This is a genomic window from Arthrobacter sp. R4-81, from assembly GCF_054792365.1.
The window spans coordinates 397,132-423,127 of record NZ_CP096445.1 but is presented as its reverse complement, the minus strand read 5'-3'; the positions used below and the strand labels follow the sequence as shown (position 1 = coordinate 423,127).

Here is a 25,996-nt window from a genome sequence, read left to right as displayed (position 1 = left end):
AAGGACTCCATGCTCTCCCCCGCCTTAGCCCAGCACGCCTCAGACCCGGCGCAGTTCCTGCTGCCGCGGCACACTCCGCTCGCGGTCCTCACGCGCGACGGTCTGGTTGAAGGCGTTCACTACGGTTCCCTCATCGCAACGGCTCCCGACGCCGGAACCTTGCTGGAGGCAGGGGACCCCCTGAAACCCTTCTACCCGCGTTCCTCCTTGAAGCCTTTACAGGCAGTTGCCTTGGTCCGCGGCGGACTCAACATCTCCCCGGAACTGCTGGCCCTGACGGCTGCGAGCCACTCCGGTGCCGCTATCCACCGGGACGGTGCCCTGAGGATCCTCGAACTCCACGGGCTCACTCCGGACGCTCTGGAAAACACCACAGACCTCCCGTATGGAACCCCTGAGCGTGAGGAATGGCTTCGAAACGGCGGGGAGAAGAGCCAGCTGGCCCAGAACTGCTCCGGAAAACACGCGGCCATGGCCGCCACGTGCGTGATCAATGGCTGGCCGGTCCGCGGCTACCTTGATCCGGAGCACCCTCTCCAGAAACTTGTGGCCGATACCATCCGAGACCTCACTGGCGAGGCACCGGCAGGGATCAGCACCGACGGCTGCGGGACTCCCCTTTACCCCCTGACCTTGCTCGGAATGGCCCGCGCCTTCGGCCGGCTGGCTGCTGCAGCAACCGCCGTAGATCCCGAAGCGCACCGGAAGGCCGAAACAACGGATGGAAGCCCGGAAGCCGCCGTCGCCCGTGCCATGGCCCGCCATCCGGAGATGGTGGCCGGCGAGGGCCGCGACGTCACCGAACTCATGCGGCTGGTCCCCGGGCTGGTAGCAAAGGACGGCTTTGAAGGCGTTCAGCTGGTGGGCCTCCCGGATGGCCGTGGAGTTGCCGTGAAAATTTCCGACGGCGGTGACCGCGCGCGTATGCCTGTCACCGTGCGCGTCCTGGACGCGCTCGACGTCGACACCTCCCCGCTCGCAGGCATCGCCACCGCGCCCGTTCTGGGAGGCGGCCATCAGGTGGGCCTTCTCCAGGCTGCAGACTTCCTCTTCCCACAGGTGGCAACACCGCCAACACCCCATACCTCCGATTGACCGTGGAACAGTCAATCGGGCTGGTCGCCGAGCTGAACCCGTACCCGGGCTAAGCAACGGTGGCCACAGCAATGGCTCAGGAAGCCCTCGCCACCAGCAAGGGCGCCGTGGGGCTGGTCCTTGAACACGGGCTGCTCACTGAAGCGCAGCTCGACCAAGTGCCCAGCCCGCAACCTGGCACACCCGAGTAATCCCAATCGCTCCACTCAAAAAGTCCCTCCCTCAAGAAAAGGACTCACCATGACACAGCCCCCAGTGGCCGCCGAGCAACAAGCGGCCATCACGGACCACACCATCCCGGCCCAGGCGCACGCCAGCGAAAGCCTGCTCCATGCCGAGGATAAGGGCTACCACAAGAGCCTGAAGCCGCGGCAGATCCAGATGATCGCCATCGGCGGCGCCATCGGCACCGGCCTGTTCCTCGGCGCGGGTGGCCGGCTCAACGCCGCAGGCCCGTCCTTGGTCATTGCCTACGCCGTCTGTGGCTTCTTCGCCTTCCTGATCCTCCGGGCCCTGGGCGAACTCATCCTGCACCGGCCTTCCTCGGGCTCCTTCGTCTCCTATGCCCGGGAATTCTTCGGGGAAAAAGCCGCGTTCGTCGCCGGCTGGTTCTACTGGATCAACTGGGCCACCACCACCATCGTTGACATTACTGCCGCTGCCCTCTACATGAACTTCTTCGGCCACTACGTGCCCTGGATGGCTGATGTCCCACAATGGGCCTGGGCACTGATCGCGCTCGTTGTTGTTCTGGGTCTGAACCTCGTTTCCGTGAAGGTCTTCGGCGAAATGGAGTTCTGGTTCGCCATCATCAAGGTCGCCGCCCTGGTCGCGTTCCTGGTCATCGGCAGCTACTTCGTCATCTTCGGCACCCCCGTTGACGGCCAGCAAGTGGGCTTCAGCCTCATCGCCGACAACGGCGGAATCTTCCCGAACGGCATCCTGCCCATGATCATCCTGATGCAGGGTGTGCTGTTCGCCTACGCCTCGATCGAGCTCGTCGGTACTGCGGCAGGCGAGACCGAAAACCCTGAGAAGATCATGCCTAAGGCCATTAATTCCGTGGTCTTCCGCATCGCAGTGTTCTACGTCGGCTCCGTCATCCTGCTCGCGCTGCTGCTGCCCTTCACTGCCTACGAAAAGGGCGTCAGCCCCTTCGTGACCTTCTTCGGCTCCATTGGCATCCAGGGCGTGGACGTCATCATGAACCTCGTGGTCCTCACCGCCGCGCTGTCATCCCTGAACGCCGGGCTCTACTCCACGGGCCGGATCCTGCGCTCCATGTCCGTCGCCGGCTCCGCCCCTAAATTCGCCCAGCGCATGAACAAGGCTGGCGTCCCGTACGGCGGCATCGCCATCACTGCCGGTGTTTCGCTCCTGGGCGTTCCGCTGAACTACCTCGTCCCTTCCGATGCCTTCGAAATCGTCCTGAACGTCGCCTCCGTCGGCATCATCGTTACCTGGGCCACGATCGTGCTGTGCCAGATGCAGCTCAAGCGCTGGGCAGACAAGGGCTGGCTCAAACGCCCCTCCTTCCGGATGTTCGGAGCGCCCTACACCGGATACCTCTCCCTCCTGTTCCTCGTCGGGGTCCTGGTCATGGTCTTCATCGACTCACCGCTGACCCTCCTGGTCACGCTCGTCGCCTGCGCCCTGATGGTGGTTGGCTGGTACGCGTGCCGGAAGCAGATCCATGAGATCGCTGAAGCCCGCGAGGGCTACACCGGTATGTCCCCGGTGGTGGCCAACCTCCCGGCTCGCGGCGCGGAAGACCGTATCTAGCCCTTCCGGTTAAGTCCGACGGCGGCACCTTAGATTCTGTTCTACGGAACCTCAGGTGCCGCCGTCGTCGTTTTGCGGGCGGATAGTATTGGCGGGTGACTGTGCCGCCTGAGCTCCTGAGCACCATTGCGGATTATCGTTCCCGCGGTTACCGCTGTTCGACGCCCGAGGCAGAGCCGGAGAGCCAGGAATACGGCGCCTACACGTTTTCCCTCAATGATCAGTCCGTGGTTTTCCGCATCGCCAAGACCACCCCGACAAAGATTGGCCAGTTCGTGACGCTTTGGCAGCGATCACCGGGGCCGGGGCAACCCATCCGGCCCTTTGACGTAAGCGACGGGGTGGACCTGTTTGTTGTCAGCGTCGGGGATTGGGTAAATTCCGGGCAGTTCGTCTTCCCGCAGGAAGCCCTGATCAAGCGCGGGGTCGTCTCACAAGGCAAGCTCGGCGGCAAGCGGGCGTTTCGTATATACCCGCCCTGGACGGCACCCACCAGTCGGCAAGCACAGGCCACCCAGCGCTGGCAGTCGGAGTTCTTTGACTCACCGGCTACTGCACCCGGGGAACCACCGTCAGGGAATGAATCTCAGGCAGGGCAGCCCTGAGATCCCGTTCGAGCTGCGCCGTATGGAGGCTGAACTCACGAAGGCTGGTGGCTGCGGCGGCGGGAACAGTGACCTCGGCGTTCAGGTGATGGCCTGACCAGCGCAGCCGGGCAGTTCCTGACGGGGCATGCTGCCGCACAACCGTAGCTACCCTGTCAGTCAGCGAGGGGTCCACTCCGTCCATCAGCCGACGGCCGACGTCGCGGACGGTCCCCCACAACAGCACCACGATGGCCGCGGAAATCAGCAGCCCTACGATAGGGTCCGCTAGGGGGAAACCGAGCCAGATGCCAATCGCTCCCGCCACTACGGCGAGGGACGTAAACCCGTCTGTGCGGGCATGCACACCGTCCGCCACCAGGGCCGCGGAACCGATCCGGCGGCCGACGCGGATCCTGTACAGCGCCACCAACTCGTTGCCTGCAAAGCCCACCAGCCCGGCTGCCAGGACCCAGCCCAGGTTTTGGACCGGCTGCGGCTCGAAGAAGCGGCGGATGGATTCGACGGCCGCAACGACGGCGGAAAGGGCGATCATGGCAACAATGAAGAGTCCGGCAAGGTCCTCAGCCCGACCGAAGCCGTAGGTATACGTCTTGGTTGGTTTGCGGCGGCCAAGCAGGAAAGCGATCCACAAGGGCACAGCGGTCAGAGCATCGGAAAAATTGTGGACAGTGTCGGCAAAGAGCGCAACCGATCCGCTGACCAACACAATAATCAGTTGGAACAGTGAGGTGGCACCGAGGCCCAGCAGGGAAATCTTGACCGCACGGATCCCCTGTGCACTCGATTCCAAAGCGTTATCAATGGAATCCGCGGCATCGTGCGAGTGAGGGACGAACACTTCCCGCAGCCAGCCCTTCAGGCCACGGCCGTGCGAATGGCTGTGCTCGTGGCTGTGCTCGTGGCCATGGCCATGCTCGTGTTCGTGCCCGCCGAGGGCCTGGTCCGAGCCGCTCATGCGCCGTGGTGGGGGGCCGTGCCAAGCGAATGCTGCGCCTGATGAACAGCGTCCACCACCAGTTGCCGCGCATGGCCGTTCTGCATGCGGTAGTAGACTTTGGTGCCCTCTTGACGCGTCGTGACCATGCCCACCAGACGCATCTTCGCCAAGTGCTGCGAGACGGCGGCGGCGGGTTTGCCAACTTTTTCTGCCAAGGCGTTCACCGGCATCTCGCCTTCCCTGAGGGCAAGGATAAGCCGAACCCTCGTGGCGTCTGCCAACATGGAGAACACTTCCACTGCCAACTCAACATAAGGACTGTCGACGTCGAAGGTGCAAGACTGCTTATCTGCATTCATATGCAGATACTGCCACAGACCGCCACTCCAGCCAAAGGAAATAGATCCGTCGGCCCGAAACATCCGATGAATCCCGGTAAGATGGTCCCATGGCTGTGACTGACGAGGCGATCGACAAAATCAAAGAAATGCTTCTGCGGGGCGAGCTCAAAGCAGGCGACCGGCTGCCGCCGGAGAAGGAGCTCAGCGACCGCCTCGGCCTGTCACGCAGTTCCCTGCGGGAAGCCGTCAAGGCCCTGGAGCTGATACGCGTTCTGGACGTGCGGCGTGGGGACGGCACCTACGTCACCAGCCTGGACGCGAAACTCCTGAACGAGGCCCTGGCTTTCGTCGTGGAGCTCCATCAGGACAAATCAATTCTTGAGCTCTTCGAGGTCCGACGTATCCTTGAGCCGGCCACGGCCTTCATCGCGGCAAGCAAAATAAGCGGCGCCGAACTGTTGGAGCTCAGTGCCACGATGGACGGAATTGACGAGCATACGGACGTAGAGGAACTGGTGGCCCACGACCTCGAGTTTCATCGCATCATCAGCAGGTCAGCGGGAAATGCATACCTGGAAAGCCTCCTGGATGCCTTGTCCGGCAGCACAGTGCGGGCACGCATTTGGCGCGGACTGACCCAGGACCGTGCGGTTGCGCATACCCTTGCAGAGCACAAAGCCATCGCCGACGCCCTGGCGCGCGGGGACGCGGAACTGGTAAGGGCCCTGGTCACCGTCCACATCAGCGGTGTTGAGAGCTGGCTGAGGCAGGCCCTGTAGCCGGCTCCGTCGCCTGTCATTGAAGCACAGTTGCGTCCCTCAGCTTTTGTTCGTTTTCAGCTGGCCTTTGCTTTCTAGCTGAGGAAATAATGCCGGAACAAAAATTAGAGAAATCGGAACGCGCTCGCGCCCGGACTCAATTTCCCTGACCTAGTGAACGAAAGACGCTTTATCGCGGATAACTGCAGATCCGACTCACCGGGGCGGCTCGATCAATCCAGTCCAAGTACCAAGAACCGCCGTCAGCGCAATCAAGGACCGCGAAATCGGCCGGAGCATTGGCGCCTGACAACTAGGTAAAGACAAACTGGAAATGTTTAAATTGGCCTACTATCTGGATTACTACCAAGCAGACTTACATTATGAGCCCCTTGTTAGCGTTAATAGGAATAAATTGACATGCCTTTTTCTGCCTATATCATTGGCACTGGGGGGACGCAAATTTCAGACCAGCTGTAAATGAAGCGGCCCGAAGAATCATCGGGGTCATTGTCTGTGCCCTGATCTGACCGTCAGGTGGTAACCAGTTGAACTATTTAGGTAAGAGCTCGCATCGTGGGAAAGGCTCCGGCGCTCGTCGTCGGATTGTCAGCCCTCCAGATTCCCTAAAGCCTGCAAATCGCAGCATCGCGAGGAAGGCCTTGTCAGCTACCGCAGCGCTCTCCCTGCTCGGAACACTGATCCTTGGAACACTTCCCCTTGTGGCCCCCGCCGCCCAGGCTGTCCCCGGAGCCCCGGGCACCCCCGGCGCTCCTGCGCTGCTTTACTCAGAAGACTTCCAGAACGCGCCCCTGACAGGGGCGACCAACATCGCCGCCTACACCAGCACTACCGGCGCCACATACACCGCGGATCCGGTCTACCAGGACGCCTCGCGGTGCAACGGTGTGATCTTCGGTCGTCAGGCCACCGATGCTGCTTTTGCGGCGGCGCAGTTCTGTACGTCCTCCTGGTGGCCCGCGGCCAGAACGATTCCCGCCGCAATGGGGCAGTACTCCGGTGTGGCTGATCCTGACACCAACCTTGCGGTGGCTGAGCAGACTATCGGCGGATTCAACGATTATACCGGGGTGATGCTGGAGGGATCAGGTATCACCGTCGGCGGGACCGGTCGGTTCGTCACCTTCTCGCTCGACGTCGGGAACCTCTGCTCCACTGGTGTGCAGGCGTTGGACCGGTTCTACCTGATGGACGGCACTACCCCCATTGCTTTGAACGCCACCGATTACAACATCTGTGCCGATCCTAACCGTCAGACGTTCGCCGTCGACGGGCGCGTAGTCAGTGTGGGTACTTTTACCGGGAACCAGGCTGCCCTGGTGACCAGCCCGACGGTCGGCTTCCGGGTTACCAATCAGCAGCCCAGTGGCAGCGGCAATGACCAGGCTTTCGACAACTTCAAGATTCTCGATGTCACCCCGCAGTTGGATAAGTCCTTCAGCCCGGCATCCGTCCCTGTTGGCGGTACGTCGGCGTTGACGCTCACGGTGACCAATACCGATGAGCTCGCTGCCAAGAATGGCTGGTCCTTTACCGATGCGCTTCCGGCCGGTTTGACCGTCGCCGATGGCGCTGCCGCCACCACCTGCCCCGCGGGTGTCGTCACCGCTCCTGCGGGGGCCACTTCAGTGGCTGTGACCGGCAACCTTGATGCGGGCATGGCTTCCTGCACAGTCACGGTCAACGTGACCGCTGCCGCACCGGGATCCTTCACCAATGGGCCTTCGAACATCACAAGCGTCGGGATCAACCCTCCAGGGGAATCCACGGTCGAATTCCTTGAGGAGCCGTGGGCCTGCGACGCTTCCGGCTACCTCTTCCAGAGCCCGGCCGGCCTAGCCGGTCCCCACCTGGTCCAGCAGGTCGACCTGGTTTCCGGCGCGTACTCAACAGCGTTCAACCTTCCCCGGGCGGTGAACGGCGTTGGTTACAACACCCTGGATGACTACTTCTATGGGATTGCCGGCGACGGCCACCTTGTCAGGATCGGCGCCAACGGATCACTGACCGATCTCGGCATTCCTGCCGGCACCGGCGGCGCCGGTTTCAACGTCGGAGACTTCGACGCTGCGGGCCACTACTGGATTACCACAAGCGCGAGCCCCTCTGAGTACTTTGAGATTGACCTCGCCCCGGGTTCGGCAACCTATGGCACCGTGCTCAGCTCAGGCACCAAGGGACTGACCGGCGGCCTGTTCCCGGGAGCCGACTGGGGATTCACCAACGGCGCCTTCTACAGCGTCGGAACAGACGCCGCTGGAAATAGCATCCTGGTCAAATTCGACCCCGCAACCGGAACCCAGACCATCGATTCTGTATTGACTACCCCTGCAGGGGAACCAGTGACCGGACTTCTTGTCGGCGCCGTTTATGTCGACGCGTCCGGATACCTCTACGCATCGGACAACCCCACCGGAAACATCTCCCGCATCAACGTCACCACAGCTCAGCTGGTACCGCTTTCCACAGGTCCTGCCTCCGGCGGCAATGACGGTGCACGCTGTGCTCTGGCGCCGATCCCGACCCTCACGGTGTCCAAGACCGTTGAGGGCCGTCAGGCTCCTGCGGACCAGTTCACCGTGGCCCTGGAAAACAGCGGCGGTACTGTCCTGACCTCAGCCACCACCACGGGCACGGCCACAACAGTCAGCACCACTGACCAGCCGGTGTCCCAAGGCGCAACCTACACCATCACTGATGCCATGGCGGCAGGCTCGGCCAGCGCGATCAACGCCTACAGCGCGACCGTAACCTGCACGAACACCGCAACCGGCGACACCGTACCGGCTGAGGGCACCGGGCCATGGACCTTCACGGTTCCGGACGCGGCAGCGTTCACCTGTGCAGTCACCAACGCGCCGGTCGCTGTAGGCGTCAACCTGGTCAAATCAGCCGACGCGGCCGCGATGGAGAACATCGAACCGGGACAGATCATCACGTACTCGTTCGCGTTCACCAACACCGGCAATGTGCCCCTGACCGATATCCGTATCGATGAAACCGAATTCACCGGAACGGGCAACGCCCCGGTCGCGGTCTGCCCGACAGGCCCGGTCGCCCCGGCAGCAACCGTCACCTGCACCGCCACCTACACGGCCACGCAGGACGACGTCGATGCCGGTTCGATCTCCAACACCGCTACCGGTACCGGCACCCCGCCCGAAGGTTTCCCGGTCCCGCCGGTTTCACCGCCGTCGGAAGTCACTGTTCCGGCACCGCCGGCACCGGCCATCACAGTAGTCAAAACTGCTGATGAGGCCGCCCAGGCGGACCTCGTGGTGGGCCAGAACATCACGTACTCGTTCCTGGTCACCAACACCGGTAACGTCACGCTTAAGGACGTCACCGTCAACGAAGGCAACTTCTCCGGCGCCGGCGAACTCAGCGACGTCACCTGCCCGGCAGAAGCAGCTTCACTGGCACCGGCCGCCGCCATCACCTGCACCGCCACCTACACGGTTGTCCAGGAAGATGTCGACGCCGGCTCCATCACCAACACCGCCACGGCAACCGGCGTTCCGCCGGGAACCACTCCCCCGCCGGTCTCACCGCCGTCAGGAGTAACCGTTCCCACGCCGAACGCGCCCGCCATGACCGTGCTCAAGACAGCAAGCACGGACAAGGCAACAACAGCCGGCCAGGTACTGACGTACTCGTTCTTCCTCACCAACACCGGCAACGTCACCCTGACCAATGTCACTGCAGTAGAAGGTGAATTCACCGGAACAGGTGATCTTTCCGCCGTTAGCTGCCCGGCAGAAGCCGCCTCGCTGGCACCGGCAATGAGCGTCACCTGCACGGCCACCTACACGGTCACCCTGGCAGACCTCAACACCGGCACCATCACCAACACTGCAACAGGTACCGGCACCACACCTGGAGGACCAGCGATCAGCTCGGCTTCCTCCACGGTCAAGCTGGCGGCCCAGGCACCCGTATCGGCAGTGAACGTTGCAGGCAACCTGGCGAACACGGGGCTCGACGCCGGACCGCTCGCCCTCGGCGCGCTCCTGCTGGTTCTTCTTGGTGGAGGAGCGATGACGGTCAGCAAGGTACGTCGCCGATCAATTCAATAAGAGGTACAGCTCTCTCTGAGACCGAGAACTGAGACCAGAAAGCGGCGCCCGGGACAACCCGCCCGGCGCCGCTTTCGTCTGTTCCCGGTAAGCAGACCTGATCTGCATGTCAGACCGATAGCAGGGAGAAACGCAAACGGCCGCCCATCCAAGGATGGGCGGCCGCAGCAGAAGGAAGAGGAAGAGAACCGCTACTGGTAGAGGTTCGGCTTGATCTCGTCCGAATCGATGTTCTTGGCGTCGTACCAGTAGAAGCCGGTGTCGATGATCTTCTCCAGTTTTTCGCCCTTGAGGGCGGCTACGGCAGCCTTCACTGTTTCGTACCCGATTCCCACCGGGTTCTGCGTGACGGCGCCAGCCATGAGGCCGGACCGGATGGCATCGATCTGGGCCTTGCCTGAATCGAAGCCGACGATAGTCAGCTTGCCCTTGAGGCCCAGTTCTTCAACCGCCTTGACGACGCCGATGGCCGAACCCTCATTGGTGCCGTACATGCCCTTGAGATTGGGGTTGGCCGTGACAATGGCCTTGGCTGCGTCGGCTGAAAGGAGCTGATCGCCACCGGCGTACTGGATGGCCACAATCTTGATGTTCGGGTGGTTCTTTTCGATGTATTCCTTGAAGCCGTCGCGGCGGTCCGTACCGGACTTGGAAGTCTGGTCGTGGCCGATGATCGCAATGTCGCCGCTCCCGCCGATGAGCTCCGCGAGGTGCTTGGCGGCCTCGGCCGCAGCAGCCTTGTTGTCCGTTGAGGCGGTGGTCACCGGGATGTCGGATTCAACGCCGGAGTCAAAGGCAACCACGGGAATGTTCTTGCTCTTGGCCTGCTCCAGCAACGGGGTGGCTGCCTGGGAGTCCAGGGCGGCGAAACCAATGGCGGCGGGTGACTTGCCGAGAGCGGTCGTCAGCATCTGGATCTGCTGGTCCACGTCCTTTTCGGTGTTGGGACCTTCAAAGGTGATTTCGACGTCGAGCTCTGCTGCTGCCTTGTCAGCGCCCTGCTTCACGGCCTGCCAGAACTGGTGCTGGAAGCCTTTGGAGACGATGGCGATATAGGGCTTGGCGCCATTGCTGGCGGTGGCACCGGGCGTGCCGGCGGGAGCCTCGCAGCCTGCGATGGCTACGACGCCGAGGGCCAGACCCGACAGGGTGAGGAAACTGCGCCGGTCAAAAGTTGACTTGTTCATGGATGAAAACTCCGTTGTTTTTCTGGTTGGAAAGGTATGGGCAGAAGGGGGACGGTGCTGGAGGGGCAGTCTGGTCCGGACCGGTTGAAGACGCTACTTGGCGGCCTCCTTCCGGCGAAGCATGTCCAGGTAGACAGCCACCAGGATCACAACGCCGATAGCCACGTTCTGCCACTCCTGCGGCACCGAGATGACGCGCAGGCCGTTGGTGAGGACGGACATGATGAGGGCACCAATGACCGTGCCGACGATGGAGCCCTTGCCTCCGGCCAAGGACGTCCCACCGATCACGACGGCGGCAATCGCCTGGAGTTCATACCCCATGCCCTGTCCTGGCTGGGCTGAGTTGAGCCTTGCAGCGATGATCACGCCGGCCAGCCCGGTGAAGGCTCCTGCGGCTGTGTAGATCCAGAGCTTCCAGCTGCGGACGTTGATGCCCGAGAGCGCCGTCGCTTCCTCGTTGGAGCCGATGGAGAAGGTGTAGCGGCCCAACAGGGTCTTGCTCATGACCACGCCGGCCAGTGCTGCCGCTCCGAAGAAAATGAAGACAGCGTTGGGAATGACCAGCCCGGCAATGGGTTTGCCAAGGGCGAGGTTGGCGAAACCCTCAGTACCTGTGAAATAGATGGGCTTGGTTCCGGAAACCACCAGCGCCATGCCCTGGCAGACGAGCATGGTGGCCAAGGTGGCGATGAATGGTGGGATTTTCAGGAAGGAAATGAGGAAGCCGTTTACGGCCCCGATCACTGCTCCCATCAGGATGCCACCCACAATACCGGCCCATATCGGCAGGCCCAGATACGTCAGCACGACGCCAACCATCACAGAACACAGGCTCATGCCGGTGCCCACAGAGAGATCGATGCCGCCAGTGACGATGACGAACGTCGCACCGAGGGCAAGGAGCCCGATGACCACCGTGGAAAGCAGGATGTCCGAGAGGTTGCCCGGCAGCAGGAACCGGGCGTTCATGACGCCGAAGAAGACCACCAGGACAATCAGCGAGCCGAAGGCCAGGAGCTGCTGCAGGGACGAGCGGAGCCGCAGGGAGAGGCCTTGGCCGCGTGGCGGTGAAGACGGCGCCGTCAACACCTTTGATTCTTTCGGTGTGGGGGTTTCTACAATGCTCATGAGGTTGGTGCTCCTGTGGTGATGGAGACGCGCCGGGTGGCAAGTTCCATGATGTTTTCCTGGGTGGCTTCTGCGTTATTGAGGAAGCCGGTGATCCGCCCTTCGCACATAACGGCGATCCGGTGGGACAGGCGGAGGACTTCGGGCAGTTCCGAGGAGATCATGATGATCGCCTTGCCTTCGGCCGCAAGTTCGTTGAGGAGTTTGTAGATCTCGTCTTTGGCTCCGACATCGATGCCCCTGGTGGGCTCATCGAAGATGAGGATGTCACAGTCCTTCACGAGCCATTTGGCGATGACTACCTTCTGCTGGTTGCCGCCCGAGAGGTTGCGGGCCAGCTGCCTGATGGACGGCGTTTTGATCCGGAGCTTGCGGGCGTATTCGTCGGCGGTGCGGCGCAAAGCAGCGTCCTTGATAAAGCCGCCCGCCGAGTTCTCCACAAGCGAGGAGAGCATGATGTTTTCCTTCACATCGCGCTCCAGCATGAGACCCAGATGCTTTCGGTCCTCCGAGAGGTAACCGATGCCCAGCTTCGCCGCTACGGCCGGGTTGGGAATCTGGACGTCGGCCCCGTTCACTTTAAGGTGTTCGAAGCTGGCCTTGTCCGCGCCCACCAGTGCCCTCGCAACTTCGGTTCGTCCGGCGCCCATGAGTCCGGCAAATCCCAGGATCTCGCCCCTGCGGAGCGCGAAGCTGACACTCTTCAGGAGGGAAGAGGTAGTGAGCCCTTCAACGGAAAGTACGACGTCGTCCGCGTGGTCTGCAGCGTCGGCCGGCGGGCGCTGGTCACCGGAAATCGAACGTCCCACCATCAGCGAGATGACCTCCTGCATGCTGGTTTTTTCGGTGTCCACAGTGTCCACGTACTCGCCGTCGCGGATAACGGTAACGCGCTGGGAAATCTGCTTGAGTTCATCCATTCGGTGCGAAATGTAGATGACTCCCGTCTCCGGCGAGACAAATCCGCGGATCAGTTCATGCAGGGTGGCCACTTCGGCATCGTTCAGGGCCGCGGTGGGCTCGTCCATGATGATCACCTTGGAGTCATGACTCAAGGCCTTGGCGATCTCCACCATTTGCTGTTTGGCCACCGTCAGATCACCGCAGCGCTCCCTTGGATCCAGCTTGAGGCTCATCCGGTCGAACAGGTCCTGGGTCTTCCGGTTCAGTGCCCGCTCACTGAGCATCCCAAAGCGGCGGGGTTCCCGGCCGATGTAGATGTTCTGGGCGACGGTCAGGTCGGCCATCAGGTTGAACTCCTGATGGATGATGCTGATGCCCAGCTCCTGGGCATGCTTAGGTCCGGTAGGCGTAAAGGCCACACCGTTGAGTTCAAACGTTCCCTCATCCGGGACGTAGATGCCGGAAAGCAGCTTCATCAAGGTGGATTTGCCTGCACCGTTTTCGCCCACAAGAGCCAGCACTTCACCGCGCCGAAGGTCCAAATGCATGTTGTGCAGTGCCCTGACCCCGGGGAAGCTCTTCTCCACGCCGTGCACGGACAACAGTGGTGTCTGATTCGCCGTCATGCTTTCACCTCGTCCTGCCTGGTTAATGTTGATTCCGTTTCCGGGGTGGTTGCGTCCACTGACGATGCAGGCAGCCCGGAGTTTTCCAGTCCATAAGTACGGGCCGCGGTGCCTTCGAGGAAAGCGTGCCGCTCGGCGGGGCCCAGGTCGGCAGCCAGTTCGAGCAGTACCTCCACTGTGCGGCGGTAGGGCGCTCCGAGCGTGCTGACCGGCCAATCCATGCCGATCATCAGCCTCTCGGGTCCAAAAGCTACGAGCGCCTCTTCCCAAAGGGGACGTAATGCCTTGGCCGTGTATTCCAGTCCTGGCAAGTGCAGCCCCGAGACCTTGGCTACCGTGTTGGGCAACTCAGCCAGAGCCCGGAACTCGCGGCGCCAGCGCTCCAACTCACCGCATGACCCGTTGCCTCCGGAGGTGACGGTGCCCGAGAGCGGCGGTTTGCCTAGGTGATCCAGGACCACGGTGAGTTCAGGAAGGTCCCTGGCAAGGTCAACGGCACGCTGCAGGTGCCGGGGATAGGCGTCCGGGACGTCCAGGGTCAGTCCCTTGGCGGACAGCAGCTTCAGCGATTCCCTCACCTCAGGCAACTCCAGGAAGTCATCCCGCGGGTCGTTGTGGACGAGGTGGCGGACTCCACGGAACTTCGGGTTCTGGCCCAGCCGTTCCAGCGCGGCCTCCGCCTGCTCAGGCTGTTCCAAAGGGATCCAGCCGACGACGGCGAGCACCCAGTCGTTGCGGTCAGCTGCGGCCAGCATAAATTCTGTATCAGAGATGGCGTCGTCTGCCTGCACCAGCACCGCTCCGCTGACACCGGCGTCAACCAGTGTTTCCTGTGCCTCCGCTTCGCCGTAGCTGCGGAAGAGGGAACCATGCTGAGGACCGAGCCATGAGTACGGGCGCCGCGGCGCCCCTGGCTCGACCGGCTGGTCGGCGGCAGGTGGCAGTTCCCAGAGATGAAGATGCGAATCGATCATGCCGGGATCAACCTCCGCTGTGAAAGTTCCGCCCAAAGTTCCTCCGGGACCTCTTCTTCCATCCGATTGGCACTGTCTCGGATCTGTTCAGGCGACGTTGCCCCGACCGTCACATTGACAACGGCGGGGTGGCGCAGGCCGAACTGGAGGGCCGCCGTCGGCAGTTCCACTCCATAGCTGGCGCAGATGACTGCCAGTTGGCGAGCGCGTTCCAGCAGCTCGTGCGGTGCCTGCCCGTAGTTGTAATGGGCGTCAGCGGGAATATCCTGCCGGGCCAGTATCCCGGAGTTGTAGGCTCCGACGTTGACTACTCCGGTGCTCTTCTCTACGCATCGCTCCAAGAGGGGCACCTGGGGCTGCTCCAGAAGGGTGTATCGGCCGGCCAGCATCACGAGGTCCAGATCGGCAGCCTCCACGCATTCAAGGGCGGCTTCAGCCGAGTTGATCCCCACACCGATGGCGCGGACCAGCCCTTCAGAACGGAGCTTTTCAAGAGCAGGAAGTCCATCGCTGATGCCTCCGGCGAGGTCATGGATATCGGCATCGTGAAGGTAGGCGATGTCCACGTAGTCCAAGCCCAGGCGTTCCAGCGATTCCTCGATGCTCCGGCGGATACCACGCTCAGTGAAGTCCCAGACACGCCGGCTCGCTGCGGGTACGTCAAAGCCCTCCGGGTCGCGTGGCACGGCCGCGTCGGTCTCACCGGCGGTCACACCCTGCTTTGGTACAAGGAGGCGCCCGACCTTGGTGGAGATGACGAATTCCTGCCTGGGCTTACCTTGGAGGAAAGCCCCGAGACGGTGTTCGGACAAGCCCAGGCCGTAGTGCGGGGCCGTATCGAAGTATCTGATGCCGGCGTCCCAGGCTGCCTGTGTGATCGCCCCGGCAGTGTTGTCGGACATTGCACGGTAGAGATTGCCAAGCCCGGCGGCCCCATAGCCCAGCCTGCCGAGTTGCAGGGGGCCGGCTTGCGGCCTGCCTGCTGCGGAAGAAAGGTTCGCGCTCATGGCAGCTCCCAGACCAGCGGAACACCTGAATCGTTGCCGGTGTAATCGTCTTCGATCTCCAGCAACTCAGCCATGCGGGCTTGCCAGGCGAGGTTGACAGGGTGCTGGGCAAGGGCTTTGCGCATGGCCTTGTAGTCCTCTACTTCCACCACATGAATCAGTTCCAGGCCGCTGCGCCAGATGCGCCAATTGGCGACGCCTGCATCCTTCAAGGCAGTGACCAGCTCTGCCGGGATGGCAGCGTGCGCGTCTGCATAGGCCTGTGCTGCTCCCGGCTTCAGCCTGGTGTGCAGAACGATAGTCTCAGGCATCAGCCGCGGCCTCTTTGAGAGCCAGCTCCCGCTCGGGGGGCGAGTGATCGGTCGGGTGGTGACCGGCAGGCTGGTGACCGTCCGCGGCGTTGCCGCTCCAGGTGGCGCCGTCGGGAAAGCTGAACGTAGTCAATGTTTGCCGGTGCATTTCCGCGCCGGCGCCGGGTGCTGAGGGCGGCCAGTAGCAGCCTCCGCGGACATCCACGGGGGTGATGAAATGCTCGTGGAGGTGGTCCACAAATTCAATCATACGGTCGCCCTTTTCTCCGGAGACAGCAATGAAATCGAACATTGAAATATGCTGAACGGCCTCGCAAAGGCCAACCCCGCCTGCATGCGGACAGACCCGGATACCGAACTTCGCGGCCAGCAGCAGGATGGCGATGTTCTCGTTCACTCCCGCCACCCGTGCAGCGTCAAGCTGGAGCACTTCGATGGCACCGGCCTGCAGAAGCTGCTTGAACATGACCCGATTCTGCACGTGTTCACCGGTGGCAACCGGGATTGGTGCCACACCCCGGGCTATGGCGGCGTGTCCCAGAATATCGTCCGGGCTGGTGGGTTCCTCAATCCACGCGATGTCATAGGGTGCCAAATGTGCCATCCAGTCAATGGCTTCCTGAACGTCCCACCGCTGGTTGGCGTCGACGGCAATCTTGATGTCAGAACCCACGGCCTCGCGGGCTACACGCACACGTCGGATGTCATCCTCCAGCGAGGCGCCCACTTTGAGCTTAATTTGGGTGAAGCCGTCAGCAACAGCTTCCTTGGCCAGGCGTGAAAGCTTCTCGTCGCTGTACCCCAGCCATCCCGGTGTTGTGGTGTAGCCGGCATAGCCCTCGGCAAGGAGCCTGGCGTGCCGTTCAGCCCTGCCCGGCTCGGCACGACGCAATATCTCCAGCGCTTCCTCCGGCGTCAGCGCATCACTGAGGTAACGGAAGTCAACCAGGGCTACGATCTCCTCCGGGCTCAAGGATGCCAGCAACTCCCAGAGCGGAAGCCCCTCACGCTTGGCCTTAAGGTCCCACAGGGCGTTCACCACGGCGCCGATCGCCATGTGCATCACGCCTTTTTCCGGGCCCAGCCACCGCAGTTGGGAGTCGTGGACCAGGAGGTTCCAGGTCCCGCCCATGTCCGCGAGCAATTCCTCGGCGTTCCGGCCCAGAATGTGGGGACGCAACGCGTCGATGGCTGCGGCCTCAACTTCATTGCCGCGCCCGATGGTGAACACGAAGCCGTGTCCCTCCAGGCCATCGCCGGCATCTGTGCTGATGATCAGGTAGGCCGCTGAGTAATCGGGATCCGGGTTCATGGCGTCGGAGCCGTCCAGTTCCTGGGACGTGGGGAAGCGGATATCAAAGGTTTCTACCGCCGTTATGACGCTCATAATGCTCCTGACTGTACAGCGGCCGGAAGGGGCGCTTCGTGGCCGACCGGGCACATCACCAAGCTGCCGGGTCGGGGATCTGGAATTAACCTAAACATCCGATGTTTCACTTGTCAATGGGTAACTATTGCGTAGTATTAGGGAAGGGCCGGAGCAAAAGCTCGGATGTTAGCGGCACACCTTGCGCCAAAAGTCAGAGGAGATTATGAATATCAAGCTGGTCCGTTTGGGCGAACGCGGCAAAGAAGAGCCGGCGGTGGTCACCACTGACGCCAACGGGGACGAAAAATACTTCAGCCTGGCGCCACTGACCCAGGACGTCGACGGCGTCTTCCTGGCAAACGAGGGCATCTCCCGCACTCGGCACGCCCTCGCTGCCGGGACTCTGCCTGAGATTTCCGCAGCGGGCCTTCGGGTCGGAGCACCGGTCGCCCGCCCCGGCGCCATCGTCTGCATAGGCATGAACTACGCTGCCCACGCTGCCGAATCAGGTGCGGCGCCGCCGGAGATTCCAGTGGTGTTCCTCAAACCGTCAAACACCATCAGCGGACCATTCGACGCTGCCCCCATCCCGCCGTCGTCCGCAAAATACGACTGGGAAGTTGAACTCGGAGTGGTTATCGGGCGGGCGGCCAGCTACCTTGCTGACCCCGCCGATGCCATGGATTACGTCGCAGGATATGTCGTCGCCAACGATCTCTCCGAGCGCGATTACCAGCTGCCCGGCGCGGCCGGTCAATGGACCAAGGGCAAATCCCTGCCAGCCTCCACACCACTGGGTCCCTGGCTTGTTCCTGCGGATGAGGTCGATCCCGGCCGGCTGAGGCTGCGGTCCCTGGTCAATGGTGACGTCCGTCAGGATTCTTCAACCGCGGATCTGATCTTTGACGTGGCTACCCTGGTGCACCATCTCAGCCAGTACATGCTCCTGGAGCCGGGCGACGTGATCCTCACCGGTACCCCGGAGGGAGTGGCGTTGTCGGGCCGCTTCCCGTTCCTCCAGCCAGGGGATGTAGTAGAGCTCGACATAGAAGGACTGGGCCGGCAGCGCCAGGAGTTTTACCGGCAGGGTGCAGGGCAGTGACTACGTTAGGAAACAGTGCAGTGAACAGCGAATTTGAAGGCCTGGTGGCCCTCGTCACCGGAGGAGCGTCGGGGATCGGGGCGGCAGTCGCGGACAGGCTCGCGGCTGGCGGCGCCCAGGTAGCAGTCCTGGATCTGAATCCTGACGCCACGCCGCATTTCGGAATTGAATGCAATGTTGCGGACGACGCTTCGGTGCGGACCGCCGTCGAAAGCGTCACCGCCCGCTTCGGCAGGCTGGATATCGTGGTCAACAACGCGGGCATCGGAGCCATGGGTGACATTGCCGCGAACGGCGACGACGAATGGGCGCGGGTGCTGGACATCAACGTGGTGGGGGTCGCCAGGGTGACCCGCGCGGCCCTCCCCCACCTGCGCCAATCGCCTGCAGCAGCCATCGTCAACACCTGTTCCATCGCCGCCACCGCAGGGCTCCCCCAGCGGGCCCTCTATTCGGCATCGAAAGGCGCAGTCCTGTCCTTGACACTGGCCATGGCTGCCGATCACATCCGTGAAGGCATCCGCGTGAACTGCGTGAACCCTGGGACAGTGGACACACCTTGGGTCTCCCGGCTGCTAAGCCAGGCTGCCGATCCTGACGCCGAGCGGGCCGCTCTCAACGCACGCCAGCCGCATGGCAGGCTCGTGGCCGCGGAGGAAGTGGCTGAGGCTGTGGCTTACCTGGCAAGCCCCCGCTCGGGGTCAACCTCCGGCACGGCCCTGGCGGTCGACGGCGGCATGCAGGGACTGCGGCTCAGGCCGCTCAGCTGATCTTGCGACGATAGATGGTGGCCGCGAAGGTGTAGGCGACCACGAGAATCCCGACGAGCTACAGGGAGCAGCAGCCTCCGGACGCACTTTCCGCAGCGTCAGCCCACGTGCACCCAAGGTCGCTTGCTAACGTCAGGCTCCGCTTCGCGCAACACCTCGCGCGTGACGGGGGCAATCTCACCCTCGCCCAGGAACAGGAAGCGCAGCAGGTTCGCAACGGGGTTTCCTTCAGTCCAACGGAAGTAGACGTGCGGCATCAAACCTGTTGCGTCGCGGATATGGAAGAGTACGGAGGCGATGGTGTTGGGGACCACCGGGCCGTGGACCTCCAGGATGCGGTAGCCGTGACGGACAATCCCGCGGACGTGGAGTTCTGTTTCAAAGTCGGAGGAATCGTCAACGATCACTTCCAAGAAGAGGGCCTCGTGTGCCAGGGGAAGGTGGCTGACCTCGATAGCGGACCTGAGCTTGTCCCTGTACGCCTCGGCGGATGTCCGGAGCGGCTCGTGGGCGATGATCGTTATGGGCCCGTCCAGGTTGGAGGACATAAACTCCAGTGCCTCCTGGTCAAGGTGGACACGGGTGGCGTGCAGCTCGAAGGAACGACGGACACGCGATAGCAGGGACACAACGATGATGCCCAGGATGAACACCCCGGCGATCCTGATGCCTTCAGGCCGTTCAATAATGTTCGCCACGGTTGTGTACGTAAACACCACAGCGATGATCCCGAAGCCGATCGTTCGTTTGCGCTCCTTCCGCCGCCGGGCGGAAAGGGTGACGGCCACTGCTGCCGAGGTCATCAGCACCAGCACACCGGTGGCGTAGGCGCCGCCTTGGGCGTCGACGTCGGCCTCAAAGAGGTAGGTGATCAGGAAGCCGACCAACGTGAACACCAGCACCAGTGGACGGACTGCTTTTGCCCACTCAGGTGCCATGCCATACCGCGGCAGGTACCTGGGGACCAGATTCAGCAGCCCGGCCATCGCCGAGGCGCCTGCGAACCACAGAATCGCGATCGTACTGATGTCGTAGACGGTACCGAATCCGAGGCCGAGATATTGGTGCGCGAGGTAGGCCAAGGCCCGGCCGTTCGCCTGGCCGCCGTCCTGGAATTCCTGCTCCGGGATGAGCACCACCGTGATGAAGCTGGTGGTGATGAGGAACGTGCTCATGATCACCGCGGCGGTGGTCAGCATCCGTCGCGTTCCCCGGATGCGCCCGGTTGGGTTCTCCTCGGTGTCATCCACATCTCCCCGGACCTGGGGCATGACGGCCACCCCGGTTTCGAAGCCGGATAGCCCGAGTGCCAGCTTCGGAAACACAATCAGTGCGACGGCGACGGCCATCAGCGGGTTGCCATGGGACGTCCACAGGGTTGTCCACCAGTCACCGACGGCGACGGGATGGTTGATGACGCCAACAATCGTTACTGCCACGACCACTGCATTGAGGCCCAGATAGATGATGACGAGGACGACGGCGACGTTGATGGCTTCCTTGAATCCGCGCAGGAACACCGCTGCCAGCAGAGCGAGCAGGAAGAGCGTGACGAGGACGTTCTGTCCATGAAGCCAGTCAGGGACGATCGGGTTCTCAATCAGGTGAGCGCTGGCATCAGCGGCCGAGAGCGTCATGGTGATCATGAAATCGGTGGCAGCAAACCCCAGGAGAACAAGGACGAAGAGCTTGCCGCCCCAGCGTGGCAGCAGGCGCTCAAGCATCGCGATGGACCCCTCCCCGCGAGGGCTTTCTCCGGCGACGCGACGGTAGACAGGTAATGCGCCGAAGAGGGTGACCGCTACCAGCACGAGTGTGGCGAGCGGAGAGATAACACCGGCAGCTAGGGCAGCAATGGCCGGCTGATAGCCAAGGGTGGAGAAGTAGTCCACACCTGTCAGGCACATCACCTGCCACCAGGGATGCTTCTTTTCCTGGCGCGAGGTCACCCCGCCTGGACCCTGGTGGCTGCCTTTACTGTCCTGGAGCCCGAACAGCAGCCAACTTTTCACTGCTGCTTTGCCCGCCTGCCTGGAGGGCGAGGGGTCCGCCGGAGGCCTGCTCAAAGTGGTCACTGGTTTCCTTTCCGTGCGGCGCACAACGGCACCGCGACCGGAGCCGAAACTACCAGCGGCTTGGAACCGAAATTCCGGAAAGGGGATTTTTTTGATGAATCCTTTACGCCTGCATAATCAGAACACCGGTAGCCCGGTCAGGGCTCGAAGCGGTATCCCATGCCGGCCTCGGTGAGCAGGTGCGTGGGCCGGGCGGGATCGTCTTCCAGCTTGCGGCGGAGTTGTCCCATATAGACGCGCAAGTACTGGGTTTCACTCCCATACGCGGGACCCCAGATCTTTTTCAGCATCTGCTGCTGGGTGATAAGGCGGCCAGGGTTGCGGACCAGGAGCTGGAGAATTGCCCACTCCCGCGGAGTCAGCCGCACCAGTTCGCCGTCGCGGGTGACCTTCTGGTTGATCAGGTCAACACTGAAACCGCCGGCGTCAACGACGCTGACCTGTTCACCGCCGTCGGAGGCAGTGAGGCGCCGTTCCGCGACGCGCAGCCGTGCGAGGAGTTCGTCGAGGCCGAAGGGTTTGGTGACATAGTCATCCGCCCCGGCGTCGAGGGCTCGTACTTTGTCCTCGGATCCATGCCTGGCGGACAGCACGATGATGGGTGTGCCGGACGTGCGGCGGACCTTGGTGATGATGTCCACGCCGTTGATATCGGGCAGTCCCAGGTCAAGGACGATGAGGTCAGGATGGTGGTTTTCCGCATGCTGGAGGGCTGTCATTCCGTCCAGGGCAACCAGCACCTGATATCCCTCCGCCTGCAGGTTGACCTGGAGTGCGCGGAGCAATTGCGGTTCGTCATCCACCACAAGGACTGTTCTCATCAGGCACCTCCGGATTCGTGGGCGGTTGGTCCCATCGTCCCTGGCCCGGCAGAGGTTCCGGCCCCGGCAGAGAGGGGGAGGCGGATGATCATGGTGAGCCCGCCTCCCGGCGTTGGTTCTGCCGTTAATGTTCCGCCCATCGCTTCGGTGAAACCTTTGGCAACGGCCAAACCGAGTCCGATTCCGAGGCCTTCCGGTGCGTCGTCGAGGCGCTGGAAAGGCTGGAACATGGCAATGACGTCTGTGGCCGGGACGCCCTGGCCGTGGTCCACAATCCGCAGCTCACCGCACGGCCGGCCATCGACCGTGCCAACCACGGAAGCGCTCGAGGGTCCCAGGATGACGACGTCGGAGTCGGGCGCGTATTTGAGGGCGTTCTCCACGATGTTGGCGACGACCCGCTCCAGCATGCCCAGGTCGGCGTCAACCGCCGGCATGTTCGGGGCCAGTTCCACGCGCAAGCGTCCCGCGGATATTCCCCGCAGTGAGTCTTCGATGGCGTCGCGCCAAGTGACTGGAGCGGTGTGGGGCGCGATCGCGTCGCTGGATATCCTGGACATGTCCAGTAGATTGCCGATGAGGGCATCCAAGCGGTCCGAGTACGAGTCGATCGTCTGCAACATCTCGGCCTGGACCTCCTCGGGCAGCCGGGCGTGCTGCCGCTGGAGGGCGGTGACTGCCAGTTTGATTCCTGCCAGCGGTGTCCGCAGGTCATGGCTGACGGCACGCAGGATGGCAGTCCTGATCTTGTTTCCCTCGGCAAGCTTCGTCGTCTGCTCAAGGCTGCGCTTAAGCGCCTGCCGCTGTTGCAGCAGGAGAAGGTGGGCCCCGTGGGCTGACAGCAGGCGGCGCTCTCCCGCTGTGAGCGTTCGGCCGGAGACGACGACGGCGGTCAACGGATCAGCCAGTTCGGTAGTGTCAGTACTGGAATCCGGCGTTCCTGGAGGGAGGGGCGGGGACTCGCCTGCATAGGCCTTCAACTCCCACCCCTCCTGGCCCGCAGCGGCCCGTCTCGTGAAGAGCCCAGCGGACCGGACACGGAAGGTTTCCCGGACTTTTTCAAGGAATGCCCCGACGGTGTCGTCGGCAAGGAGGGCACCGCGCGCCAAATCAGCAAGAGTGGCGGCCTCCGCACGGGCGAGGGCAGCCTCACGCGAGCGTTTCGCGGAGATGCCCACCACCAGGGACACCGCCACTGCCACCCCCAGGAACACCCCAAGGGCAAAGAGGTTCTGGGGATCATCGATGCTGAACGTGCCTACGGGACCCGTCTCAAAGTAGTTGATCAAGAGAGAATCCAGAATGGCGGCAACCACTGCCGGCCACAGGCCTCCGATGAACGCCACGGCAATAACGCCCGTCAGATGGACCAGAACGTGTGTGGCAAGGTTCAGCTCCGGACCAAGGGACATCAACGCGGTGGCCAGGACCGGCAGAAGAACCGCCAGCACAAAACCCAGACCCGTTCTGGTCCGGCCCAGTAGTCCGGGCACCCGCCGTGGCAGCGACCGCGGAGCCCAGGGATGCGACACCATGTGGACATCAATGTCACCTGAGTCCCGGACCACCTTGGCCGCCACGCCGCCGCCCAGGAACCTTTTGAAACCGCGGGAAACGCCCACCACGATCTGGGTGGCGTTCACGTCTCGGGCAAACTCAAGCAACCCGTCGGCCGGGTCATCAACGGCCAGGGTGTGGTAGCTTCCGCCGAGTTCTGTCACCAGGCGGTGCTGGATCTCCAAGTCATGCAAAGATGCTGTGGCAGCACCGTCAGCACGGCGGGCATGAACCGCCAGCAGATCGCCGCCGCTGACCCTGGACAGGATTCTGGATGCGCGGCGGATAAGTACTTCCCCCTCGGGGCCTCCGCTGAGTCCGACAACCACGCGTTCGCGTGCGGGCCAGCTGGTGCGGATGCCCTCCACCTCCCGGTACTTCGCGAGTCCTTCATCCACCCTGTCGGCAAGCCAGATGAGGGCGATCTCCCGCAGGGCCGAGAGGTTTCCGAGCCTGAACTCGTTAGCGAGCGCAGTGTCGATCATGTCCGGCGGATAGACGTTTCCTTCAGTCAACCGCTGCCGCAACAACTCGGGTGAAACATCAACCAGCTCGATCTGGTCGGCCCTCCGCACCACCTCATCGGGCACCGTTTCCGGCCGGGGAACCTCGGTTATGGCGGCCACCACATCACCTAGCGACGTCAGCTGCTGGATATCCACGGTCGAAAGGACATCGATGCCGGCGGCCAGGAGCTCCTCCACGTCCTGCCAGCGCTTTTCGTTACGGCTGCCGGGCGCGTTGTTATGACCGTACTCATCAACGATTGCGACCTCCGGATGGCGGGCCAGGACGCCGTCGACGTCCATTTCCGCGAAGTCCGCATCCTGTTGCACACCCCCTGATCCGGCAGCGGCCGGTATGACTTCCAGTCCGGACAAAAGCTTTTGCGTCTGCGGCCGGCCCTTGTCATACGCGATGGCCACCACAACATCCCGTCCGGCTGCCAGGAGCTGGTGGGCTTCCTGCAACATGGCATACGTTTTGCCGGCACCTGGAGCTGCGCCCAGGAAAATGCGAAGAGAGCCCCGTGACATCCTCACATTCTGTCAGCCTTGACCAGGGGACGTGTCCGTTTCTACGGCCTGAGGAGGTTGCAGGGCCATGGTCTCAGCACCGAAGCTGCCGAGCAGTTGAAGGGAATCGGCCGACGCCGACCCCGGCTTTGCGGAAAACACCCGCAGCACCTGATCCGGATCGTCCAGGCGTGCCAAATCTTCGAAGTTCAGTTCCAGGTCGCCAACGATCGGGTGGTGGAGGCGCACTACGCCGGCCGATCCTTTGGCGACCCGGTGCCCTGCCCACCACTGGCGGAAGTGCTCGCTGCGTACTGCGAGTTCGCCCACGAGCTGATTGGCCCGGGGATCGTTGGGATGGCGTCCGACATCCGAGCGGAGAGTTCCCACGGCTTCGGACGCGACCGCCTTCCAATCCCGGAATAGCTCCCGGGCGGCGGGCGCGAGAATGAGCCAGCGGGTGAGGTTCCGCTCCGTTTCCGGCATGGCAGGGAAGTCGGCAAGCAACAGGAACGCAAGAGGATTTCCGGCCAGAACATCGGTCCGGCGCCCCAGGACCAGGGCGGGCACATTCCCCACGGCATCGAGAAGCTGCAGCAGCGCAGGCCGAACGCCCTGTGCCGGTATCGGCGAAGACTCCTCACAGTTCTCGAGAAGGTCAAGCATGTGCGCGTGTTCGCTGGGATTCAGCCTCAGTGCCCGGGCTACCGAATCCAGCACCGCCCGGGAGGGATGAATATTCCTGCCCTGTTCCAGCCGGGTGTAGTAGTCAGTGCTGACATCGGCCAACCGCGCGATCTCCTCACGCCGCAGGCCAGGCACACGGCGGGCTCCGGACGTCGTGCTGATTCCGGCTTGCTCCGGACTCATCCGTGAGCGCATCGCCTTCAGGAACTTTCCAAACTCTACGCTCTGACCCATGGTTTCCATTGTCCATGGTCGGATCCGTGATGCGTGTAGTTACAGGAGGAGGCAGGGCGACCGATTTGGTCACCCTGCCTCCCCTTGCATGCTGCGCTGTCCGCGCGCCCGTCCTTCGGGCTACCTGTTGCGATGGAGTGCGGGAACGGCAGCACGCGCACCGGACCACGAGTCCGGCAGCAGTGGCGCCGGTCAGAGTTTGTCAGACCGGACTGCGAGTACCGGGCAAGTGGCGTCCAGCAATATGCGCTGAACAGTGCTTCCCAGGATGAGCTTGCCGACCATCGACCGGTGCCTCAGGCCGATGACAATCATTTCGGCGCTGCGGTCTTGTGCGATCTGGATGACCGCGTCCCCCGGATCTGCGAGGACCGAGGATTCGATGGTCAGGGCCAGCCCGGCCTCGGTCAGTCGGCCGTCCAACTCCTGCAGTTCCTGCTCATCCAGGTCGTGGTGGCCACGGCCTACATTGACGATGAGCAGGTCTGACTTCCGCAGATGGGCTTCCTTGATCCCCTCCGTCAGCGCCTCCCTGCCTTCGGGAGCGGGTGCATAGGCTACGAGTACGGTCATTTTTTATTCTCCAATGGCTTTCGATGTGCCGTGCG

At 62.6% G+C, this 25,996-nt stretch carries 21 protein-coding genes and 1 pseudogene; 8 read left to right on the top strand and 14 right to left on the bottom strand.

From position 1 onward, the window contains the following. The first annotated feature begins 9 nt into the window (after positions 1-9). The 4 genes and pseudogenes from M1E05_RS02020 to M1E05_RS02005 all read left to right on the top strand — a co-directional run bounded on the left by M1E05_RS02020 (position 10) and on the right by M1E05_RS02005 (position 3,482). Positions 10-1,095 (top strand): asparaginase, encoded by a 1,086-nt coding sequence (locus M1E05_RS02020; protein ID WP_458112418.1) that lies wholly within the window; start codon positions 10-12, stop codon positions 1,093-1,095. Next, positions 1,062-1,286, top strand: a pseudogene (aspA, locus tag M1E05_RS02015) (aspartate ammonia-lyase); the annotation flags it as partial. The gene M1E05_RS02020 and the pseudogene aspA, both read left to right, overlap by 34 nt. A 49-nt stretch (positions 1,287-1,335) precedes the next feature. After that, the gene (locus tag M1E05_RS02010; RefSeq protein WP_458112419.1) at positions 1,336-2,877 is read left to right on the top strand and encodes an amino acid permease; all 1,542 of its coding nucleotides are present in this window, start codon (positions 1,336-1,338) and stop codon (positions 2,875-2,877) included. 95 nt (positions 2,878-2,972) lie between these two features. Then, positions 2,973-3,482 (top strand): MepB family protein, encoded by a 510-nt coding sequence (locus M1E05_RS02005; RefSeq protein WP_461164285.1) that lies wholly within the window; start codon positions 2,973-2,975, stop codon positions 3,480-3,482. Here the strand turns inward: M1E05_RS02005 and M1E05_RS02000 are convergent. Together M1E05_RS02000 and M1E05_RS01995 are read right to left on the bottom strand one after the other, a co-directional pair. Continuing rightward, complete coding sequence (locus tag M1E05_RS02000; protein WP_461164284.1) at positions 3,427-4,440, bottom strand: cation diffusion facilitator family transporter; 1,014 nt, start codon at positions 4,438-4,440, stop codon at positions 3,427-3,429. The genes M1E05_RS02005 and M1E05_RS02000 overlap by 56 nt on opposite strands. Further along, positions 4,437-4,781, bottom strand: coding sequence for an ArsR/SmtB family transcription factor (locus tag M1E05_RS01995; protein WP_309108795.1), 345 nt, complete (start codon positions 4,779-4,781; stop codon positions 4,437-4,439). The genes M1E05_RS02000 and M1E05_RS01995 overlap by 4 nt, the downstream gene beginning before the upstream one ends. Positions 4,782-4,870: 89 nt before the next feature. Between M1E05_RS01995 and M1E05_RS01990 the strand changes: the two genes are divergently transcribed. After that, complete coding sequence (locus M1E05_RS01990; RefSeq protein WP_458112422.1) at positions 4,871-5,542, top strand: FadR/GntR family transcriptional regulator; 672 nt, start codon at positions 4,871-4,873, stop codon at positions 5,540-5,542. 641 nt (positions 5,543-6,183) lie between these two features. Beyond that, complete coding sequence (locus M1E05_RS01985; RefSeq protein ID WP_461164283.1) at positions 6,184-9,618, top strand: DUF7507 domain-containing protein; 3,435 nt, start codon at positions 6,184-6,186, stop codon at positions 9,616-9,618. A 191-nt stretch (positions 9,619-9,809) separates the two neighbouring features. On the opposite strand, the gene M1E05_RS01980 is transcribed toward M1E05_RS01985, so the two are convergent. The 7 genes from M1E05_RS01980 to M1E05_RS01950 all read right to left on the bottom strand — a co-directional run bounded on the left by M1E05_RS01980 (position 9,810) and on the right by M1E05_RS01950 (position 17,144). Then, positions 9,810-10,805 carry an ABC transporter substrate-binding protein gene (locus tag M1E05_RS01980; protein ID WP_458112424.1) on the bottom strand — a complete coding sequence of 332 codons (996 nt, stop codon included), beginning with the start codon at positions 10,803-10,805 and terminating at the stop codon, positions 9,810-9,812. Between the two features lie 93 nt (positions 10,806-10,898). Next, a complete protein-coding gene (locus M1E05_RS01975; RefSeq protein ID WP_458112425.1) occupies positions 10,899-11,936 on the bottom strand; it encodes an ABC transporter permease in 1,038 nt (345 codons plus the stop codon). Further along, positions 11,933-13,465 carry a sugar ABC transporter ATP-binding protein gene (locus tag M1E05_RS01970; RefSeq protein ID WP_458112426.1) on the bottom strand — a complete coding sequence of 511 codons (1,533 nt, stop codon included), beginning with the start codon at positions 13,463-13,465 and terminating at the stop codon, positions 11,933-11,935. Before M1E05_RS01970 ends, M1E05_RS01975 begins: the two co-directional genes overlap by 4 nt. Beyond that, a complete protein-coding gene (locus M1E05_RS01965; protein WP_461164282.1) occupies positions 13,462-14,439 on the bottom strand; it encodes an amidohydrolase family protein in 978 nt (325 codons plus the stop codon). Before M1E05_RS01965 ends, M1E05_RS01970 begins: the two co-directional genes overlap by 4 nt. Then, positions 14,436-15,446 (bottom strand): aldo/keto reductase, encoded by a 1,011-nt coding sequence (locus tag M1E05_RS01960; protein WP_458112428.1) that lies wholly within the window; start codon positions 15,444-15,446, stop codon positions 14,436-14,438. Before M1E05_RS01960 ends, M1E05_RS01965 begins: the two co-directional genes overlap by 4 nt. Beyond that, the gene (locus M1E05_RS01955; protein WP_461164281.1) at positions 15,443-15,757 is read right to left on the bottom strand and encodes an L-rhamnose mutarotase; all 315 of its coding nucleotides are present in this window, start codon (positions 15,755-15,757) and stop codon (positions 15,443-15,445) included. Before M1E05_RS01955 ends, M1E05_RS01960 begins: the two co-directional genes overlap by 4 nt. Next, entirely contained in the window at positions 15,750-17,144 is a 1,395-nt protein-coding gene (locus tag M1E05_RS01950; protein WP_461164280.1) for an L-fuconate dehydratase, read from the bottom strand. The genes M1E05_RS01955 and M1E05_RS01950 overlap by 8 nt, the downstream gene beginning before the upstream one ends. A 205-nt stretch (positions 17,145-17,349) precedes the next feature. Between M1E05_RS01950 and M1E05_RS01945 the strand changes: the two genes are divergently transcribed. Both M1E05_RS01945 and M1E05_RS01940 read left to right on the top strand, forming a co-directional pair. Then, positions 17,350-18,228, top strand: a complete 879-nt coding sequence (locus M1E05_RS01945) for a fumarylacetoacetate hydrolase family protein (protein ID WP_461164279.1) — start codon at positions 17,350-17,352, stop codon at positions 18,226-18,228. Between the two features lie 20 nt (positions 18,229-18,248). Further along, positions 18,249-18,998 carry an SDR family NAD(P)-dependent oxidoreductase gene (locus M1E05_RS01940; protein ID WP_458112432.1) on the top strand — a complete coding sequence of 250 codons (750 nt, stop codon included), beginning with the start codon at positions 18,249-18,251 and terminating at the stop codon, positions 18,996-18,998. 98 nt (positions 18,999-19,096) lie between these two features. On the opposite strand, the gene M1E05_RS01935 is transcribed toward M1E05_RS01940, so the two are convergent. From M1E05_RS01935 to M1E05_RS01915, 5 genes are all read right to left on the bottom strand, one after another. Then, the gene (locus M1E05_RS01935) at positions 19,097-21,073 is read right to left on the bottom strand and encodes an APC family permease (RefSeq protein WP_461164278.1); all 1,977 of its coding nucleotides are present in this window, start codon (positions 21,071-21,073) and stop codon (positions 19,097-19,099) included. A gap of 137 nt (positions 21,074-21,210) precedes the next feature. Further along, a complete protein-coding gene (locus M1E05_RS01930) occupies positions 21,211-21,894 on the bottom strand; it encodes a response regulator (protein ID WP_458112434.1) in 684 nt (227 codons plus the stop codon). Continuing rightward, positions 21,894-24,488, bottom strand: coding sequence for a DUF4118 domain-containing protein (locus M1E05_RS01925; protein WP_458112435.1), 2,595 nt, complete (start codon positions 24,486-24,488; stop codon positions 21,894-21,896). Before M1E05_RS01925 ends, M1E05_RS01930 begins: the two co-directional genes overlap by 1 nt. 12 nt (positions 24,489-24,500) lie before the next feature. Next, positions 24,501-25,388 carry a helix-turn-helix transcriptional regulator gene (locus tag M1E05_RS01920; protein ID WP_458112436.1) on the bottom strand — a complete coding sequence of 296 codons (888 nt, stop codon included), beginning with the start codon at positions 25,386-25,388 and terminating at the stop codon, positions 24,501-24,503. Between the two features lie 192 nt (positions 25,389-25,580). Beyond that, the gene (locus M1E05_RS01915; protein WP_458112437.1) at positions 25,581-25,961 is read right to left on the bottom strand and encodes a universal stress protein; all 381 of its coding nucleotides are present in this window, start codon (positions 25,959-25,961) and stop codon (positions 25,581-25,583) included. Between the last annotated feature and the right edge of the window lie 35 nt (positions 25,962-25,996).

Excerpts from the sequence above, each read along its gene's own strand:
- M1E05_RS01970 (WP_458112426.1), bottom strand. The coding sequence starts at position 13,465 with ATGACGGCGAATCAGACACCACTGTTGTCCGTGCACGGCGTGGAGAAG.
- M1E05_RS01995 (WP_309108795.1), bottom strand. The coding sequence starts at position 4,781 with ATGAATGCAGATAAGCAGTCTTGCACCTTCGACGTCGACAGTCCTTAT.
- M1E05_RS01920 (WP_458112436.1), bottom strand. The coding sequence starts at position 25,388 with ATGGGTCAGAGCGTAGAGTTTGGAAAGTTCCTGAAGGCGATGCGCTCA.
- M1E05_RS02010 (WP_458112419.1), top strand. The coding sequence starts at position 1,336 with ATGACACAGCCCCCAGTGGCCGCCGAGCAACAAGCGGCCATCACGGAC.
- M1E05_RS01980 (WP_458112424.1), bottom strand. The coding sequence starts at position 10,805 with ATGAACAAGTCAACTTTTGACCGGCGCAGTTTCCTCACCCTGTCGGGT.
- M1E05_RS01990 (WP_458112422.1), top strand. The coding sequence starts at position 4,871 with ATGGCTGTGACTGACGAGGCGATCGACAAAATCAAAGAAATGCTTCTG.
- M1E05_RS01915 (WP_458112437.1), bottom strand. The coding sequence starts at position 25,961 with ATGACCGTACTCGTAGCCTATGCACCCGCTCCCGAAGGCAGGGAGGCG.
- M1E05_RS01925 (WP_458112435.1), bottom strand. The coding sequence starts at position 24,488 with ATGTCACGGGGCTCTCTTCGCATTTTCCTGGGCGCAGCTCCAGGTGCC.
- M1E05_RS01945 (WP_461164279.1), top strand. The coding sequence starts at position 17,350 with ATGAATATCAAGCTGGTCCGTTTGGGCGAACGCGGCAAAGAAGAGCCG.
- M1E05_RS01975 (WP_458112425.1), bottom strand. The coding sequence starts at position 11,936 with ATGAGCATTGTAGAAACCCCCACACCGAAAGAATCAAAGGTGTTGACG.
- M1E05_RS01955 (WP_461164281.1), bottom strand. The coding sequence starts at position 15,757 with ATGCCTGAGACTATCGTTCTGCACACCAGGCTGAAGCCGGGAGCAGCA.
- M1E05_RS01965 (WP_461164282.1), bottom strand. The coding sequence starts at position 14,439 with ATGATCGATTCGCATCTTCATCTCTGGGAACTGCCACCTGCCGCCGAC.
- M1E05_RS01950 (WP_461164280.1), bottom strand. The coding sequence starts at position 17,144 with ATGAGCGTCATAACGGCGGTAGAAACCTTTGATATCCGCTTCCCCACG.
- M1E05_RS02020 (WP_458112418.1), top strand. The coding sequence starts at position 10 with ATGCTCTCCCCCGCCTTAGCCCAGCACGCCTCAGACCCGGCGCAGTTC.
- M1E05_RS01960 (WP_458112428.1), bottom strand. The coding sequence starts at position 15,446 with ATGAGCGCGAACCTTTCTTCCGCAGCAGGCAGGCCGCAAGCCGGCCCC.
- M1E05_RS02000 (WP_461164284.1), bottom strand. The coding sequence starts at position 4,440 with ATGAGCGGCTCGGACCAGGCCCTCGGCGGGCACGAACACGAGCATGGC.
- M1E05_RS01930 (WP_458112434.1), bottom strand. The coding sequence starts at position 21,894 with ATGAGAACAGTCCTTGTGGTGGATGACGAACCGCAATTGCTCCGCGCA.